The sequence below is a fragment of the Dolichospermum sp. UHCC 0352 genome (assembly GCF_009711925.1).
Lineage (GTDB): Bacteria > Cyanobacteriota > Cyanobacteriia > Cyanobacteriales > Nostocaceae > Dolichospermum > Dolichospermum lemmermannii.
Genome location: NZ_VIKY01000007.1, coordinates 23,588 through 40,726, shown reverse-complemented (window position 1 = coordinate 40,726; position 17,139 = coordinate 23,588). Strand labels below are relative to the sequence as shown.

The following is a 17,139-nucleotide window of genomic DNA, read 5'->3' as shown; positions in this document are numbered from 1 at the left end:
CAAAATGAATTCAGCGTCCTCTAGTTATGATTCAGCGAATTTTTCCGGTAATAGCCGTTCAACACTGAAAAAAAGAACCCTACTTTTTCGGTATTTAGCGGAAATCAACTTAATTTTTGGTGCTTGGTATTTACAATGGCGGATAACCCATTCTATCAACTTTGATGCTCTATGGCTGTCTATTCCTTTATTGCTGGCGGAAATTTACAGCTATTTCGGGGGAGTTATGTTTGTCATCGGATTATGGCGGCCTATAGTCCGACAGGTTAAGTCTCTCAATCAGTTAAGCCCACCCCTTCCTAACTGTGATTGGGCAAATGTAGATGTGTTTATAACCTGCTATAATGAACCCTCGGAAATGGTGGAAGAAACTGCTAGAGCAGCTTTAGCAATAGATTATCCAACCACAAAGCTGCGTGTATATGTATTAGATGATGGTAATTCTGAACAAATGCGAGCTATGTCAGAAAGATTAGCTCTAGAGGATTTACAATCACCATTATTACAACAGGAAGCTAATCGAATTGACGCGGAATTATCTACTTTAAATCAACGAATTGAGCAACTAGAAAATCTAGCACCTGAAGTAAAAGCCGCTGAAGAATGGCTGCAAAAATCATCTTTAAATACTTTAAATACTTTCGAGGATATTCCCGCTAGATTTGTCCACAGTTTACAACAGTTTATTCTCTGGTTAAATCCTCAACATCAAAATAGTTATCATGCCAGTAAATCAACTATATATGAACATCTTAATCATGAACGTAGCGCATTAGAATTAGCAATTCGTCAAAAAGAATTAGAACTTGTGCAACTGGTTAGGTTGCGGTATATTGCTCGTCCTAAACAACCAGGAGTACCTCATCATGCTAAAGCAGGTAATCTCAATTACGCCATTTTTTCTGGAGAGACCGCAGGAGATTTTATTCTTACTTTAGATGCAGATCATGTTCCTAAACCAGCATTTTTAAAGCGAGTTTTGACATATTTCTATACCTATAATTTGTATTCAGGAAAATATCAACCAAACCGTATTGCATTTGTGCAAACTCCTCAAGATTTTTATAATATTCCCCCTGGAGACCCCTTTGGACATCGAGCCAATTTATTTTATGGGCCGATTCAACAAGGTAAAGATGGTATGAATTCAGCTTTCTACACAGGTACAAATGCAGTCCTAAGAAGAGAAGCATTAGTTAGTGTGGGTTTACAATATTTTGCAGATGAATTTGTCAAAGATGGCAAAAAATTAGATGAATTTGAATTAATTGGTGGTGTTTCTAGTAATAGTATTACCGAAGATATGAATACAGCCATGCGGTTGCATAGTTCTGGTTGGAAATCAATTTATCATCATGAATTATTAGCAGAAGGACTTGCTCCTGATGATTTAAGTTCTACCCTCAAACAGCGAATGCGCTGGTCTCAAGGCACAATTCAAGTGTTAATGAGAGAAAATCCTCTCACCAAACCAGGACTGACATTTTGGCAACGATTACACTATTTTAAGACAACATATAGTTATTTTTCTGGGTTTGCAACTTTGATTTTCATTGCTTGTCCCATTATCTATTTTTTTACGGGAACTATCCCCGTGGAAACTTATGGCTTTGATTTTACTATCCATTTTCTTCCAGCTTTTATAATTAATAGGTTGACTTTTTTAGCCGCTGGTTGGGGAATTAATGCTGCGGAATTATGGCGTTCAGAACAATATTCTATCTCTTTATTTCCCCTATTCATTCAATCTGCATGGAGTGTATTAACCGGACAACCTATTAAATTTCAGGTTACACCTAAGCAGCGACAATCAGGAATTTATCTCCAGCTAATCTGGCCACAACTAACTGTGTTTATTTTGATGATTTTAGGTATAATATGGAGTATATATCGTTTCGCTATTGGTCAGTTAGAAACTCCTTGGGTTTATTTGATCAACACATTATGGGGTATATATATTTTATCTCTACTTTGGGCAATTATCAGTGCTGCTGTTTGGCAACCGCAGGACTTACACAAAACAGAAGTAAAGTAGAGGTAATTCATTAATTATCTCGAAAAGGGTGTTTCAAACGTATTGTATAGAACCACAAAACTTAACCCCCTAACCCCGTGGGGAGAGGTTTGGAAACTGGTTATATCGGGCTTTTCTTGTTTAGATCTATTCTTGACTTTTTTTGAACTTGTATAATCTCAAAAATGAAACTCTTTATTGCTTGTAAATCTATTTTTTAAGTTATACAAAATGCCTTAAATAGTAGTAGAATTTTAAATAGATATAACGATTTTCAATAGCAAATTCACAAACTAACACAGAAAGGAAGATAATTTATGACTTCTAAAATTCACGTCTTTGAACCATCAGGAATTTTAAACGCCACCTCCGGTAACGAATTACGTCGTCAAATTACTGATATCATTAATAATGGAGTTAATATGCTATTGATTGATATGTCAAAGGTGAGCTTTATTGATAGTTCTGGTTTAGGTGCTTTAGTGGGAGCAATGCAAAGTGTGAGAAATGCTAAAGGAGAACTATTTGTATGTTCCATTAATGATCAAGTCAAAATGTTATTTGAATTAACGAAAATCAATCGAGTTTTGAACATATTAAGTAATAGAGAAGTGTTTGACAGCAAAGTATTAGAACTAGAAAATCGCCAAAAAATTTTCAAACACCCTTGATAAAAGTTCACATCTTAGGGATTTTGATATCCACTAAAATTGACTTGTAGTAAAGACAAATCATCATCAAAATTTTCGTTACCGCTGATATTTATAATCTCAGGTAAGAGTTGATTAATATGATTGTTATTTGACTGATTATGGGTGAGCAATAAATTAACGAAGGAGTCGAAACCCCAAATTTGTCCCTCTGGTTGCAGCAGTTCGTAAGCACCATCACTAAAAATATATAAAGTGCTGTTTTCTGCAACTTCCAAAATAGCAGTTTCAAAACTGATATCTCGTAAAAAGCCAATAGGTAAATCTAGAGATTCTAGTTTTATAACCTCAATGCTGGAGGGGGCATTTCCAAATATTAATACAGCCGGTGGATGTCCAGCATTGCCATAAACTAGCTGATGATTAACACGATTAAAAACACAGTACAAAATGGTAAAGTATTTATCGCCATGTTTACTCATTTGAAAACTTTCATTGAGTGCCTTGAGAACTTCTGCTGGTTGACAAAAATTAGTATTTGGTAGAGACTGCGATCGCAAGATATTCAATACAGATACAGATAACAAAGCCGAGCCTACACCATGACCAGAGACATCTAATAGATAAATTGCCAAATGCTCATCATCAATCCAATAGTAATCAAAACAATCCCCTCCCAACTGTGCTGAAGGTACAAATAAAGATTCTATGGTCACTGACCCTACAAGTGGTAATGGTAAAAGCGATCGCACATAATCAGCAGCTTCAGCTAGTTCGGTTTCTAAAACCTGCTTTTGATGCTGCAAATCTCGATTTAACTGCTCTAAAATTTGCTTTTGATGCTGCAAATCTCGACTTAATTGATGTAGCCTTAATCCTGCTCTTACCCGTGCTTTTAATTCATTCATCTCAATGGGTTTAGAGATAAATTCATCTGCTCCTGCATCCAATCCTCTAACACGATCATCTTCCTCTCCTAAAGAAGCTCCTTTTGCAGTCAGAAGAATAAAAAAAGTTGTAGCTAATTCCGGATCTGACTTAATCTGACGACATACTTGTAAACCATCTATCCCAGACATTACCCAATCACAGATAATGAGAGCGGGACATAATTTTTTGGCTTCTATTATTCCCTCTTCGCCATTAGCCGCTATGGTAACATCATAGCCCTGGGTTTTCAGCGTTTTTTTCAAAACCATTCGTAAGATAGGATCATCATCAATGACGAGGATTTTAAACATTTTGACCATGAAACAGTTTGAATAATTACTTATTAATTACTCTACATTAAATCTTGTCAAAGGATTTACATTTTTCACATTTTGAACATACACTCATAGTCAAATATTCTATGGATTGACCAATGAATCATAAAATCTACCTAAAAACCAATACAGATATTAATGCTACAAGTGAAGTTTTATCCTGGCTGGAGCAAATCAACCAGCCCCCATTTAATAATCAAACAATTTGGTGGGAATTACAAACACTACTAGTAGAAGGATTTATTAATGTTGTAGAACACGCCCACAAAAAATTACCCAGAGAAACTCCGATTGAATTAGAAGTTATTAGACTCGAAGAAGATATAGAAATTCGGATATGGTCTTTGGGAGAACCTTTTGAGTTAGAAAAGCAATTGCAAATAACTTCAGCATTAGAGGATAATGATCAAGAACGAGGACGGGGATTGCAAATAATGTCCTCCATTGCTGACAAAATGTCTTATAAACTAACAGATGACAATCGTTATTGTTTATTTATCAGTAAACATTATTGTTAGAATATGAAACTTATTTTGCAATTAGGATACAGTTTAGCAGAATCAGCACCAGGTTATGGTTACATGACAGAAGCCTTGTCTATTTCCACTAAGTATGTTTTTCAAGAATTAAATCTGCACCGCATTATGGCTAATTATATGCCCCATAATCGCCGCAGTGGTAATGTTCTTAAAAGGGCTGGTTTTGTAGTTGAAGGATATGCTAGAGATTATTTAATGATTAATGGTAAATGGGAAGATCATATTTTTACAAGTTTGACAAATTCCCAGTGGCGATCAGATTTATAATATTATAATACCTCAGATCCCCGACTTCTTGGACAAGTCAGGGATCTGAAGATAATTATGGAGAAATAAATTATGTCAATATATAATAATCGCGTGGCTATTTTGGCGACAATGCACAATAAAGAAAAAGTAATTTCTCCTTTATTGAAAGAACATTTAGGAATTAATTTGATAGTTCCTCAAGGCTTAAATACTGATGTTTTTGGAACTTTTACTAGAGAAATAAAACGTCCAGATACACAAATTATTACTGCTAGGTTAAAAGCTAAAAAAGCCTTGGAAATGGATGATGAAAAAATAGCCATCGCTAGTGAAGGAAGTTTTGCACCTCATCCCCTAATTCCCTATATTTATGCTAACCGAGAAATCATTATTTTTCTGGATCAAGAAAATGATTTAGAAATTATTGGTGAATTATTTTCCATAGAAACTAATTTCAATCAGCAAACTATATCTAGTTTAGAAGAAGCTGAAGAATTTGCTCACAAAGTTGGTTTTCCTGAACATGGTTTAGTAATTTCATTTGCTAATATATCTACAGGAAAAACAGAATTTATTAAAGGTATTACCAGCAAAGAAAACCTAATCAATTCCGTAGAAATTGCCATAAAAAACACAAATGGTAAATTTCATATAGAAACAGATATGAGAGCAATGTATAATCCTACCAGGATGAAAAATATTGCCTTTGCTACTCAAGACTTAATTAATAAAATTAATAGTTTATGTCCCCAATGTAATACTCCTGGTTTTATGATTAATCAAAAAATCCCTGGACTACCTTGTGAACTTTGTCATCAGCCAACTTCATTAATTAAAGCAGTAATTTTTCAATGTCAAAAATGCGGTTTTACCCAACAACAATTATTTCCTAACAATCAAGAATTTGCTGATCCTAGTTTATGTGAATATTGTAATCCTTAAAGCCGCAATTTTTTGAAGAAGTCGGGGATCTATTTTTTTATTTATCATTCTCAAGAAAATAAATAATTTTTATAAGCTACTTTAAAAACTCCATCACTTCTTGTAGAACATCAGCTACAGCGGTTTCCGCTCTTATGAGGTACAAAGTTGAATCATGAAACTCTTGTAGTGCGGGCATCTTGCCCGCTAGATATGTACCTCATAACACCGGGAAGTGCTGTATATGTGGTTTTTCGCAAGCAATTACATTGTCAAAAAGATGTTTATGGTGGGGGAAACTAGACAAGTTGGGAAAGTGTGGTGTACTGTCATAACGAAAAATCAGACTATTTTGCTCATCTTGAAAGTGATAGCGGTAATCAATATATTTAATCTGATTATCTACAACAACAAAGGCTTCACTGACTGCTAGTAAATATCTAATTGCAAAACGTATCCTAATGCGAAGATTAGCCCGCTCTGTCGTTAAAATGACTGCACTATATTCCTCAATGTATGCATTAGAGCAATTGAGTAAAAGTTGCTCAATTTCATCTAAATACGCTTGGATAAGTTTACGCGACATCTTGGAGTTTGCTGGTTATTTCTTGATGTAAAGCTAGATAATGCTGATAATTTCCTGCCCATTCGACAAACACTTCATCATCAGAAGTTTTTCCTTGGTTATATTTGGCAAAAAAATCTTCTGAACTCATTTGGTACTTGATTTCATAAACATTTAACTGTTTGGTAAGGGCAATCAACGCATCTAGTGGAGATGTATATTCGATAACTTGTTTACGCATTCATTTATCTGTTTAAGTTGATTAACTTAATCATATTGTAATTTTAATCAGATCTTGATTTTATCCTCAAGAAGATAAATAATTTTCATAAGCTTCTCGTTGCTGTTCTTCAGAAAGATACTGAAATTCTGGGTTTTGATCTAGCCATTCTTCAAAGGAGAGCTTATTAACGTCCATAGATTCTTGGTAGCGTTGATAGGCTTCCCGTTGTTCTTGTTTGGAAAAATGTTGAATAACAGGATTTTGATCATAAGTAACATCTTCCTGATTTCGCCATCAACCAGAGACAAATTCTGTCCAGCGTCGGGAATATTCCTGAATGCGATCGCTTGGTTCTTTTCCCAACAGGGTATGATCAAGGAGAAAATCAGGAAGAAAAGGAATCTGTAACCCAAAGAGGAAACCTTTAGCGGTGCTTTGATTGGTATTTAAGTACAGCAAATTGCTAGTCTGACCCATCACCCCAGCCTTAAAAGCGCAATATTCCCAGAGTTTACCGCAAAAATCACCAAATGCAACAAATCCATGTTTGCAATTTGTTACAAATAGACCCAAGGTGTGAAATGATTCAATTCTATTTCTAAAACTCTTCCTCTTTGCGCCTCTGCGTGAGAAAAAACCATCAGGTTATTAAATAGAAAGATCGTAAGCTTTTTTTGTCTATTATTAAATAAATATCAATTAAGCCTAATTATAATGACTCTGGATGAAACTCTCAATCACACTCATGCTACTAATCCTTTACTTACCCTCAACTATGAACCAGCTATAGAGTCTTTAGGTAATGACTACTATGATCAAGTTGTAGCCGAGGAATTTCCCCAACTTATGTTACGCTGGCGCAATGACGCACTACTGCCACGATTAGGAGTTGCGCCCCAAGTAGTTAAAGACGAAGATTTTATTAACGCTTTTGGTAAATTTGAGGGACGAGAACCCCTATTAGCCCTCCGTTATCACGGTTATCAATTTGGACAATATAACTCCCAATTAGGTGACGGTAGAGGCTTTCTCTATGGACAAGTGCGGGGTATTGATGGGGAATTATATGATTTTGGCACAAAAGGTTCGGGAAGAACCCCCTACTCTCGCGGTGGTGACGGGATGTTAACACTCAAAGGAGGAGTGCGGGAAGTTCTTGCCGCTGAAGCACTTCATCGTTTAGGTGTTCGCACTTCTCGCTGTTTAAGTATGATTGAAACGGGTTTGGGTTTGTGGCGCGGTGATGAACCTTCTCCAACTCGTTCTTCTGTCATGATTCGCATGAGTAAATCTCATATTCGTTTTGGTACTTTTGAACGATTAAACTATTTCAAACGACATGATTTAACTCAAAAACTGTTAGATCATGTAATTGAACAGTATTACCCGCATTTGCAAGCCGAAAATGATAAATATGCTTTATTTTATGCCGAATTAGTGCAGCGTGTTGCTGAATTAGTAGCCCAATGGATGGCAGCGGGTTTTTGTCATGCAGTTCTGAATACTGATAATATGTCAATTACCGGGGAAAGTTTTGACTATGGACCCTATGCCTTTATTCCTACTTACGATCTCCAATTTACGGCGGCATATTTCGATTATTATAAACGTTATTGTTACAGTCAACAACCAGGGATTTGCAAATTAAATTTAGAGCTTTTGCAAGAACCTTTAAAGGCGATAATTCACCAAGGTGATTTGGATATTGCTTTATCCAAGTTTGCTGAATATTACCAGGCTGAATATCGAGCTTTGATGTTGAAAAAATTGGGTTTTGAAGATTTACAATTAGCGGAAGCTGATGAATTTTTGCGGTTAACTATTACCTTTTTACATGATAGTCAAGTTGGTTATCATCAATTCTTTGCTGATATAGCTGCTACCTTTTCTAGTAAATGGCGAGATGATCCAGCTTTTGTGATGAATGGTTCTGAAATTAGCCCCGCATTAGGAAAATCACCCACTTTTGATAATTGGTGTTTCCTCTATCATCAAATTCTCAATCATTTTGATCCTGAACAAATGGATAAAATTCACCAAACTTTGATTGAAGCTAATCCCAAAACAGCTTTATTAAGACCTGTGATTGAGTCTGTTTGGGAACGAATCACTGAAGATGATAATTGGCAACCTTTTTATGATTTAGTGGAAACACTGCAAACAGGAAAGTAGTTTGTCAGTAGGGGCGGGGTTTCCTCGCCCATGAGTCAGGAAATTCGCCTTTTTAATCGCAAGTATTTAACAGGAAATAATATGATAAACAAAAAACTAATTGACTATACAATTATTTTACGCCCCGATGATAATGGAACATTTGTTGCTTACGTTCCAGCAATTAAAGGATGTCATGCGTGGGGAAAAACCCATGAAGAAGCTCGTTCAGAGTTAAACCATGTTTTTGAAATGATATCAGCAGAATATTTAGAGGCTGGTAAATCCTTACCTAATGATATTGAGGTAACTATTGCTTATGCCAGCTAAAGCCAAAACTTTAGAAAAAGTTGCCAAAAAATTAGGCTTTGAGAAAATTCGTCAAAAAGGTAGTCATGCTCGCTGGAAGCATCCCGATGGTCGCGCAACAACTATTCCTATTCATGGAAATGCTGAAATCGGCGGTTGGCTATTCCAGGAAATTCTTAACCAATTAGAAATCACAGAAGATGAATTTAATAATCTTAGATAGTTTTTCTGATTTTCCCAAAACTATGATCACTATTAATTTCAATTACTAAATCAACAGATGATGATTGAATTAAGGGATTAATGAATAATTCTGGATGTAAAGAACGCCAAAAATAATTTACAAATTCTTCTATTTCTGCGTCACTCATTCCTGATTTACCAGCAGCAATCATTTGTCTTTCTGCTTGCTTGCGCCATGCTAAAGAATAACGGTAATCTGTGGGATAAAGAACTATTAAACTATCTAATCTTTCCCACAGTGGTAAATAATCTTTTAGCTGATTATTCATATCAGAGGCAAATTGTTTATCTACGTCTGTAAGAATAGGTGGTGGTGGAGTTAATAACACTTTAGGAGGAATTGGTTTTACGCCCACAAACCAGCCTTCAAACAGAACAATATCTATAGGATTTGTGATAACTTCAGGAGTAGTGCGATCGCCTGCACCCCCATGAGCAGATTTATCAAATCTAGGAACTATCACAGGACTCTTGCCTTGGTGAATCTGATCGAGTACAATTAAAGCTAGGTGAATATCGTGGGTTCCGGGCGGACCGCGCCAAACTAACCGGGAATCTTGCTGTAATAAAGCCAAACGCTCGCTATAAGTTTTGTACAAGTCATCCAAAGACAAACTTAACGTCCGATATCCTAACTGCTGGAGAATCAAACCCAGTATCTGGGACATTGTAGTTTTACCAGTTCCTTGTGCGCCTAAAATTCCCTGGACAAAAGGTTTCCCTAACTGTTGACGTTGTGCTGCAATTTGGATTCCCAAGGGTAGCCATAAATCCCACAATACCTGTAACACTTCTGGGGGTTGAATTTTTAGGGTAGTTTGACAAAATTGACTAAAATTAGGGAAAACTAACTTCAGTAAATCCCCTCTCTTTTGGATAACTTCAGCCACATTATCAGAAGTAATATTAAACACCTTAGCTCGCAAAGGATCTGCCAATGCTGCGGCTTGTGCTGACACTTGCCAAGATGTGTCTGTTGTTAAAATTTGACTCAACCATTCACTACTCATAAAATCACGAACCCAGTTTTAACGCTTCTAGAAATAGACTGTAGATAAAACCAACCTTGAGATAGTTGAGTATTTCTACCCAAAATGCTTGGCGAACAAAAAAACTCCGACTGTAAAATATTCTACTGGTAATTTCGGTCAGTAGCACTAAAAATCCAGCAACCACAATGTCTAATTCTGCCTTTTGTCCAGCGGTTGTTGATACTGCTGATCCCAAAAAAAAGCCAAACAAAAAACTAATTAGTATTAGCGATAACCGCCGCCAAGGATTCAGAAACCATTCACTCAAGCTACTGAAAATTGTTTCTAATAGGTTGTTCAAGCGAGTATTTTGCATGGGAATAGGGAACAGAAAAAGTCGTTTTGACTTGATGAAACTGGATAATTTATTTTGGAGAACCTAAGTAAACCACTCTAATTACGGTTGGGGATCATTTGTAACCATCGGGTTTAGCTTACAAAAAATCTTATTTCTAAAGCTATATCATTATGAAAAACTTCCTTGATCGGTATGGTAACTTCATTATCAGTCTTTCTGCCTTAGGATTCATGGGGATCATGACAGGATGCTTAGATATGCGGATATCTTTTCAGTCTACAAATCCAGAAACAACCCCATCTATGATGACAAATAGTGGTAAAAATGGGGATGAAATTAACTTAGATAGTACACCAAGTGACTCAGTAGAATCAAGTCCGCAAAAAAATCAGTCCACAGTTGTAGCCTATCAGGTTAACTCTGATAGTAAAAACAAGGCTGCTGGATTGCTTCGCATTAGCAACAAAACTACTCAACCTGTCCGTCTAGCATTGTTAGCTAGACAATCATCCCTCAAAAGTGCGACTGCGAATAAATCTAAATCTGATATTCCGGCTCATTGGGATTTTGCTCCTGAAGAAGGAAGTGAGAGCGGGTTAGTTTTATCTTTACCTCAAGCTAATTTAAGACTTGAGAAAGGTGATATTTTGGTGGCTTTTGCTCAAGATGGTTCTCGACGTTATTGGGGTCCCTATGTTGTGGGAGAAACTTCCTCTCCCCAATGGAATCCGCAAACTCAAGAATGGCAGTTAGTGTTACAAAATAGGTGATATTGGAGAATTCAGGAGTCAGGAGTTCAGGAGTCAGGAGTCAGGAGTTCAGGAGTCAGGAGTCAGGAGTCAGGAGTCAGGAGTTCAGGAGTTCAGGAGTTCAGGAGGAAGAAGGAAGGAGTTCAGGAGGAAGAAGGAAGGAGTTCAGGAGTTTTTTTGAATTGTAAACTATTGTGTATTGGCAGGACGCGATTTCAGTGTCTTTAAGTATGAATTCATGAGTATAAAATTGAGTGTTTCTTGGCAAGTGGTGGATAAGTGGTTGAATAATTTAGAACAGCGTCCAGTCCTAGCTGTGGCTGTTTCGTCCCTGTGGTTATTGGTAATTGGTTGGATAGCTTTTGGCTGGAATTTGGGTAATGTAGGCTTAATTGATGAGACTGAACCGCTGTTTGCGGAAGCTTCCCGACAAATGCTGGTAACTGGTGATTGGATTACGCCGTTTTTTAATGGTGAAACTCGCTTTGATAAACCTGCTTTAATTTATTGGTGTCAAGCGATCGCTTACTCTATTATGGGAGTAAATGAATGGGCTGTGCGTATCCCTTCAGCATTCGCAGCAATGGGCGTAATTGCTTTGGCATTTTACACTGTGCAGTGGTACTTTGCCAAAAAAGATGAATTAGAACAAGTTACTAATTTGCCTAGACGTTACTTTACAGCCGCCATTGCCGCTGCTTTAATGGCACTCAACGCAGAAATGATTGTTTGGGGCAGAGCCGGGGTTTCTGATATGTTACTCAACGGCTGTATAGGTTCAACTTTATTATGTTTTTTCCTGGGATATGCTCAGAATAATTCCCCAATCGTCACTGCTAATTGGCGACTTCCCAATAAATGGTATTTAGCCAGTTATGTCTTAATTGCTGGGGCAATATTAACTAAAGGTCCTGTAGGCATTGTCTTACCAGGACTAATTATGATTGCTTTTGCCTTGTATGTGGGGAAATTTTGGGAACTATGGCGAGAAATGCAGCCGATTTTAGGAATGGCGATAGTTTTAGTTATCTCACTTCCTTGGTATGTTTTGGTAACTTGGCGCAACGGCTGGAATTTTATTAATGCCTTTTTTATCTATCACAATATAGACCGTTTTACCGAAGTTGTTAATGGCCATTCAGCCCCTTGGTATTTTTACTTTTTAGTCGTTTTGTTGGGCTTTGCACCATATTCAGTGTACATCCCTGCGGCTCTAGTTAGAGTAAATCTTTTGCAGCGATCGCAGTGGTTAAAGCAAGAACGCTCTCAACAATTAGGTTTATTTGTTTGTTTATGGTTTTTGGGTGTATTTGGATTTTTCACAATTTCTGTTACCAAATTACCCAGTTATGTATTACCCTTAATGCCAGCAGCAGCTATTCTTGTGGCATTATTTTGGAGTGATCTTTTCCCCAATTCACAAACTCCGACTCCTCCCAAATTTTTACGCATCAGTGCTTGGGTAAACGTAGCTTTTCTAACAGTTATTTCCATTGCCCTATTTAATCTTACCCAAATTGCTGGGCCTGATCCTGCTGCTCCTGAATTATATGTACAAATGGAGAAATCAGGAATCCTCAAATTTGCGGGAATAATTTGGTTACTATCTACAGTTACTTCGGCTATCTTAATATTAAGTCACCGTTATCAACAGATAATTACAATTAATTTATTAGGATTTATAGCCTTTATTGCTATTGCTTTAATGCCTGCTGTTTCGATTATGGACCAACAGCGTCAACTACCTCTGAGAGAATTATCATCCCTAGTTGTTGAATCAAAACAACCCAATGAAGAATTAATTATGGTTGGGTTCAAAAAACCTACCGTGACTTTCTACACGCGCAAAAACGTTAATTACATTAAATTTTCTCAACAAGCTCTTGAATATATTCAAAAGCAATCATCACAAGAAAACAGACCACCATCATTGTTAATCTTAGTTGAACAGGGAAAATTTCAGGAAATGGATTTACCACCTGATACTTACAAAAACTTAGCCACCAAAGGCGCTTATCATCTCATTCGCATTCCTTTGAAAACAGCTAAACGAGATAACTTGTCTTAAACTATGATTTTTTTGATTGATGTGATTTATGTGATGATTGATTGTTGTGAGGATTATTTTCATCATCACAATCAAATGAATCAAATAAATCAAATAAATCAAATAAATCATAGTCTAATTTGCTAAAGATTGATTAATCTGAATTAATAGTTCCTCCATTGAAATCGAACGGGGTAATATCTGGGTAGCAATTCCCCGAACCGCAGTTTCTACAGAAGATGTATATCGTTGTTTCCGAGATTTTGTTACATTTCCATAATTGGGTTCATTTAATTTTTGGTCAAGTACCAAAATTGGCGGCAAATTAAATGGTAAATTCCCTAATGATTCAAGAGCTTTTTGGACTTCCTTATTCATTGCCGTCTCGTTCAAGCAAATCAAAAGTAAATCAACACTTTGATGACTGACTTGTTGGACAACTTCCGACCAACAACCGGCAATAGAAGCTCTAAAACCAGCAGTTTGTAAGTATTGAATTAAAGCTTGAAACCACTCATATCCTCGATTAATTTGCTCATCTTCAAAATTAATAAAAGAACTTTTGACTGACTGATAATCTTTAAGTGGTTTGCGTTTTACCGTGGATAAATCACTCAGCATACTTATATCTACAACTAAAATATTTATTGGACAACAAATACCAGCAGCAATTTGTAATACAGATGCTAAAGCATCTTGTTGATAATTTTGATGATTATTTTTCTGTGTTAAGGGACTTAAACAAGGAAATACAGACAATCCTGGTATTTGGGAAGCAGCTAAAGTAGTCGCAACATCACAAGTTACCAATGGTAAAGTTGCCAATCTTTGATGTTTTGTTAATTGTTCTAAATAAGTGCGAGCAGTAGAAATTTCCATATCTAGTAAAATTACATCAAACTGCCAAACTCGCGCTAATAAATCTGCTTGATCTAAATCATCTACTTCAATAACTCGATGTTCTCGCAGAGAAGGGTAGAGATTAATAGTCTCTATTTCCGGATTTACTAACCTGAGAATTCGCAAAGGAATATTTTGAGAATTGATCTGATGATTTTCCATCACTGAATTCTTAAATTCAGTTGTTGTTGATATTTTTTCTAACAATGATGCCAATGCTTGATGCTTAATTGGTAAACTCAAAAAACTATCAGCCTGTTTATTAAATGCTTGTTCCTTTTCGGCCGCTGTGGCTGTGACAATAACATGAATATGACGAGTTAAAACATCAGATTTTAGTAAAGTCATCACATCCCAACCAGAAAGTAAAGGTAGTAAAGGATTTAAAAATATTGCCTTTGGTTGCAAACGTCGAGCTTTTTCTAGTGCCTCTGTTCCTGATCTAGCAATAACAACACGATAACCTAAACCTTTAAGTTGTTCAGTTAATTCTTCAATATATTGAGCTACTGCTTCCACTACTAACACCAGTCTTTGGGAAGAACTATTGAGGTTTTGAGGAGAAGAATTGATGATATTGCCTATTTCCCTCTTGGTCGCTATGTCTTCAGACTCATTAAAACTGGCTTTTGGTGGACTTGGAGGTAAAAGCAAAGTAAACTGACTCCCTTTCCCCTCACGAGATAAGAAACTGACATCTCCACCATGTAAACGAGCCAAAGCTCTAGTTAATACTAATCCTAAACCCGTTCCTTCAAACTGACGAGTGAGTGGGTTTTCTAATTGCTGGAATTTTTGAAAGATTAAATGTTGTTGTTGTTCAGGAATTCCAATCCCTGTATCCCAAATAGTAAAGGCAATCCAGCCTTCCCAACGGCTAACCCGTAAACCAATTTCCCCAGATATTTCCGTGAATTTAAAGGCATTAGAAAGTAAATGTACTAACATCTGTCGCAAGCGTAATTCATCTGCTACCATTTCTTCTAAACCTGGTTCAATTACTAGGCTAAATTGGTGATTAGAATTAGATAAATTTTGATTTTCTGCTGGGGATGATTGTTTAGTTTTGTGAGTTTGATAATGAATGTTTTTAACGTCTGAGAAAGCCCGTTCACATACTACTTGAATTTGTACCGAGGTGAGGGTAAGTTCCATCTGTCCCGTTTCCATTCGCGTTAAATCTAAAATATCATTCACCACACTCATCAAATGTCTACCACTTTGATGAATTAATCCAGCATAACGAGCTTGACGCTCATTTAATTGTCCCAACTGTTGATCTACCAGAAGGCGAGATAGTCCTAAAACTGCTGTTAACGGTGTTTTTAATTCATGACTAATGCAAGCTAAAAATTCATCTTTTAAGCGATTGAGTTGAATCAAATCGGCATTTTTTGCTGCCAACTCTTTGCAAAGTTGTTGTTGTTCAGTTACATCTGTGGCTAATATTAACCATAGTTCTTCTGAATTTTCTGGTAATTCTGACTCCGAAACCCAAATTTTTAACTCGTTACTATCTAAAGGAATTTTTGCAAATTCCCAAACTCGTTCCTGACCAGTTTTAATTTCCACCACACAAGTACAAATACCCAATTTCTTATCGAAAACACAGTGGTTAGAACCGTCATTTATAGGCAGAGATGGTTCTTGCAAAAAAGGGAGAGCTGATGGTGAGTCAGGAGAAAAAACTGTCGGTGAGATACTGTGTTTCTGCGTCGTGAAAGTATCGGTTCTCTGATTTTCTTGAGAATTGGTATAAATATATTTTGGAGTAAGTATAGTCTCTACCTGTTTTCTAATGCCTTCAGGATCTTTTGATGTTCCTAGTTGTTGCCACCAAGGGAGGTTTTGCATAACTACTTCGCCTTGACCAGTTTGTAACATCATTGGCCAGGGCAATCTAGCTAATAAGTGGACTATAGACTTGTGTATTTTTGGCTGGTATTTATTGGCTGTATCTTTGATGTTTTTTTGGTGTGGAGAAGTTTTGGTGTTTGTCACATATTTGTGACTTTCTTCTGCTTTGGTTAAATTAATGGAAATTTTCTTCTGAGCTAACAATATTAATAGGCTTAAAGTATTTAGGATTCCTAAATATTTACCATCTGAATCAACTAGCGCCCAATCTAAGTTACTTTTTTGTTGTGCTTCTTGATGTTTGAGAAATAAACTAAATTTTTCCAGATTTGCTGCGGCTGGTATGGTCTGTATTGGCGCTATGAGGGATTTATCCACCTGTGAGAGTGGTTGTTGCAAATGCAAATTTAAGAGGTGGTTATCAGCATCCGCGGCTAAGAATTGTGGCAGTAATCGAGCAGAATACAATACACCAATTGGGCATTGTTGGGAATTAACTATTACCAAGCGATCGCACTGTTCTTCGACAAAAATATCCAGCACTGCTGCCAGAGTATTCGTTTGCCAGCACATTGGTACAGTTACTATAAATTCATCAAGTGGGTACTGTAGCATTAAAATAAGTCCTCGGTGGTCTTTCTGCTTGTGATCAACTTCAGCATTACCATCAGCACTTGGTTTAGATAGTTTTCAAGCCTGAAGCAATATCCTCCAGGAATATTGAAAATGGGCGACGCTATCAGCGATTCTGGTGACAATTGACAGACCTCTTCAAACTAGCTATTTAGCTATAGCTTGTGGTCACACTCCGTCATGGACATACATTGTCTCGAAGTCAATCACTAATAATTTTTACCCTTGTGATCCAATATGTGAGTTTCTACCCGGAGCAAGTAACCATATTTACCAGAAAAGCTACTGGTGTTGGAAATCATCATTTTCTATGGTGACAACTACAACAATAATTATGGCTCCAAAGATTCGCTTTAGAACCTTGAGGAATTATAATGATTTAAAATGCGACAATTCTTTAAGTTCGTTTAAGTATCTTATCAATAAGTGAAATAATGTCATCTATCTGCCGTCGGATATCCTCATACACATTATCCATTAGCCATGACTCTCTCT

The 17,139-nt window shown here is 36.6% G+C and carries 17 protein-coding genes and 1 pseudogene; 11 read left to right on the top strand and 7 right to left on the bottom strand.

Annotated elements, in window-relative coordinates:
• Nucleotides 1–4: 4 nt before the first annotated feature.
• Both FJR06_RS00610 and FJR06_RS00605 read left to right on the top strand, forming a co-directional pair.
• Nucleotides 5–2,035 carry a glycosyltransferase gene (locus FJR06_RS00610; RefSeq protein ID WP_168650319.1) on the top strand — a complete coding sequence of 677 codons (2,031 nt, stop codon included), beginning with the start codon at nucleotides 5–7 and terminating at the stop codon, nucleotides 2,033–2,035.
• Nucleotides 2,036–2,331: 296 nt separating this feature from the next.
• Entirely contained in the window at nucleotides 2,332–2,685 is a 354-nt protein-coding gene (locus FJR06_RS00605) for an STAS domain-containing protein (protein WP_168650317.1), read from the top strand.
• A 14-nt stretch (nucleotides 2,686–2,699) separates the two neighbouring features.
• On the opposite strand, the gene FJR06_RS00600 is transcribed toward FJR06_RS00605, so the two are convergent.
• Entirely contained in the window at nucleotides 2,700–3,905 is a 1,206-nt protein-coding gene (locus FJR06_RS00600) for a SpoIIE family protein phosphatase (protein WP_168650347.1), read from the bottom strand.
• Between the two features lie 122 nt (nucleotides 3,906–4,027).
• On the opposite strand from FJR06_RS00600, the gene FJR06_RS00595 reads away from it, so the two are divergent.
• The 3 genes and pseudogenes from FJR06_RS00595 to FJR06_RS00585 all read left to right on the top strand — a co-directional run bounded on the left by FJR06_RS00595 (nucleotide 4,028) and on the right by FJR06_RS00585 (nucleotide 5,659).
• Nucleotides 4,028–4,447: an ATP-binding protein gene (locus FJR06_RS00595; RefSeq protein WP_168650315.1), complete on the top strand. Its 420-nt coding sequence runs from the start codon at nucleotides 4,028–4,030 to the stop codon at nucleotides 4,445–4,447.
• Nucleotides 4,448–4,468: 21 nt separating this feature from the next.
• Nucleotides 4,469–4,735: pseudogene (locus FJR06_RS00590) on the top strand (GNAT family N-acetyltransferase); the annotation flags it as partial.
• Nucleotides 4,736–4,807: 72 nt separating this feature from the next.
• Nucleotides 4,808–5,659 carry a DUF6671 family protein gene (locus tag FJR06_RS00585; RefSeq protein WP_168650313.1) on the top strand — a complete coding sequence of 284 codons (852 nt, stop codon included), beginning with the start codon at nucleotides 4,808–4,810 and terminating at the stop codon, nucleotides 5,657–5,659.
• Between the two features lie 199 nt (nucleotides 5,660–5,858).
• On the opposite strand, the gene tumE is transcribed toward FJR06_RS00585, so the two are convergent.
• From tumE to FJR06_RS00570, 3 genes are all read right to left on the bottom strand, one after another.
• Nucleotides 5,859–6,224, bottom strand: coding sequence for a toxin TumE (gene tumE / locus FJR06_RS00580; RefSeq protein WP_168650311.1), 366 nt, complete (start codon nucleotides 6,222–6,224; stop codon nucleotides 5,859–5,861).
• Nucleotides 6,214–6,444, bottom strand: a complete 231-nt coding sequence (gene tumA, locus FJR06_RS00575; RefSeq protein WP_168650309.1) for an antitoxin TumA — start codon at nucleotides 6,442–6,444, stop codon at nucleotides 6,214–6,216. Before tumA ends, tumE begins: the two co-directional genes overlap by 11 nt.
• Before the next feature lie 276 nt (nucleotides 6,445–6,720).
• On the bottom strand, nucleotides 6,721–6,903 hold the full coding sequence (locus FJR06_RS00570) for a hypothetical protein (protein ID WP_217359751.1): 183 nt from the start codon (nucleotides 6,901–6,903) through the stop codon (nucleotides 6,721–6,723).
• Nucleotides 6,904–7,140: 237 nt separating this feature from the next.
• Between FJR06_RS00570 and FJR06_RS00565 the strand changes: the two genes are divergently transcribed.
• The 3 genes from FJR06_RS00565 (at nucleotide 7,141) to FJR06_RS00555 (ending at nucleotide 9,109) form a co-directional block, all read left to right on the top strand.
• Nucleotides 7,141–8,598, top strand: a complete 1,458-nt coding sequence (locus tag FJR06_RS00565; RefSeq protein WP_168650305.1) for a YdiU family protein — start codon at nucleotides 7,141–7,143, stop codon at nucleotides 8,596–8,598.
• An 81-nt stretch (nucleotides 8,599–8,679) separates the two neighbouring features.
• On the top strand, nucleotides 8,680–8,907 hold the full coding sequence (locus FJR06_RS00560; RefSeq protein ID WP_015081521.1) for a type II toxin-antitoxin system HicB family antitoxin: 228 nt from the start codon (nucleotides 8,680–8,682) through the stop codon (nucleotides 8,905–8,907).
• Nucleotides 8,897–9,109 carry a type II toxin-antitoxin system HicA family toxin gene (locus FJR06_RS00555; RefSeq protein WP_015081522.1) on the top strand — a complete coding sequence of 71 codons (213 nt, stop codon included), beginning with the start codon at nucleotides 8,897–8,899 and terminating at the stop codon, nucleotides 9,107–9,109. The genes FJR06_RS00560 and FJR06_RS00555 overlap by 11 nt, the downstream gene beginning before the upstream one ends.
• On the opposite strand, the gene FJR06_RS00550 is transcribed toward FJR06_RS00555, so the two are convergent.
• Together FJR06_RS00550 and FJR06_RS00545 are read right to left on the bottom strand one after the other, a co-directional pair.
• A complete protein-coding gene (locus FJR06_RS00550) occupies nucleotides 9,102–10,139 on the bottom strand; it encodes a uridine kinase (RefSeq protein WP_015081523.1) in 1,038 nt (345 codons plus the stop codon). The genes FJR06_RS00555 and FJR06_RS00550 overlap by 8 nt on opposite strands.
• Nucleotides 10,140–10,143: 4 nt before the next feature.
• Nucleotides 10,144–10,476 (bottom strand): DUF565 domain-containing protein, encoded by a 333-nt coding sequence (locus FJR06_RS00545; protein ID WP_015081524.1) that lies wholly within the window; start codon nucleotides 10,474–10,476, stop codon nucleotides 10,144–10,146.
• A 152-nt stretch (nucleotides 10,477–10,628) separates the two neighbouring features.
• On the opposite strand from FJR06_RS00545, the gene FJR06_RS00540 reads away from it, so the two are divergent.
• Genes FJR06_RS00540 through FJR06_RS00530 form a run of 3 tightly spaced genes read left to right on the top strand, consistent with a single transcriptional unit; the run spans nucleotide 10,629 to nucleotide 13,275 of the window.
• On the top strand, nucleotides 10,629–11,228 hold the full coding sequence (locus FJR06_RS00540; protein WP_015081525.1) for a hypothetical protein: 600 nt from the start codon (nucleotides 10,629–10,631) through the stop codon (nucleotides 11,226–11,228).
• Nucleotides 11,225–11,395, top strand: coding sequence for a hypothetical protein (locus FJR06_RS00535; protein WP_168650303.1), 171 nt, complete (start codon nucleotides 11,225–11,227; stop codon nucleotides 11,393–11,395). Before FJR06_RS00540 ends, FJR06_RS00535 begins: the two co-directional genes overlap by 4 nt.
• Nucleotides 11,396–11,445: 50 nt before the next feature.
• Complete coding sequence (locus tag FJR06_RS00530) at nucleotides 11,446–13,275, top strand: glycosyltransferase family 39 protein (protein ID WP_168650301.1); 1,830 nt, start codon at nucleotides 11,446–11,448, stop codon at nucleotides 13,273–13,275.
• A 114-nt stretch (nucleotides 13,276–13,389) separates the two neighbouring features.
• Here FJR06_RS00530 and FJR06_RS00525 read toward each other — a convergent pair whose 3' ends face one another.
• The gene (locus FJR06_RS00525) at nucleotides 13,390–16,626 is read right to left on the bottom strand and encodes an ATP-binding protein (RefSeq protein WP_168650299.1); all 3,237 of its coding nucleotides are present in this window, start codon (nucleotides 16,624–16,626) and stop codon (nucleotides 13,390–13,392) included.
• Between the last annotated feature and the right edge of the window lie 513 nt (nucleotides 16,627–17,139).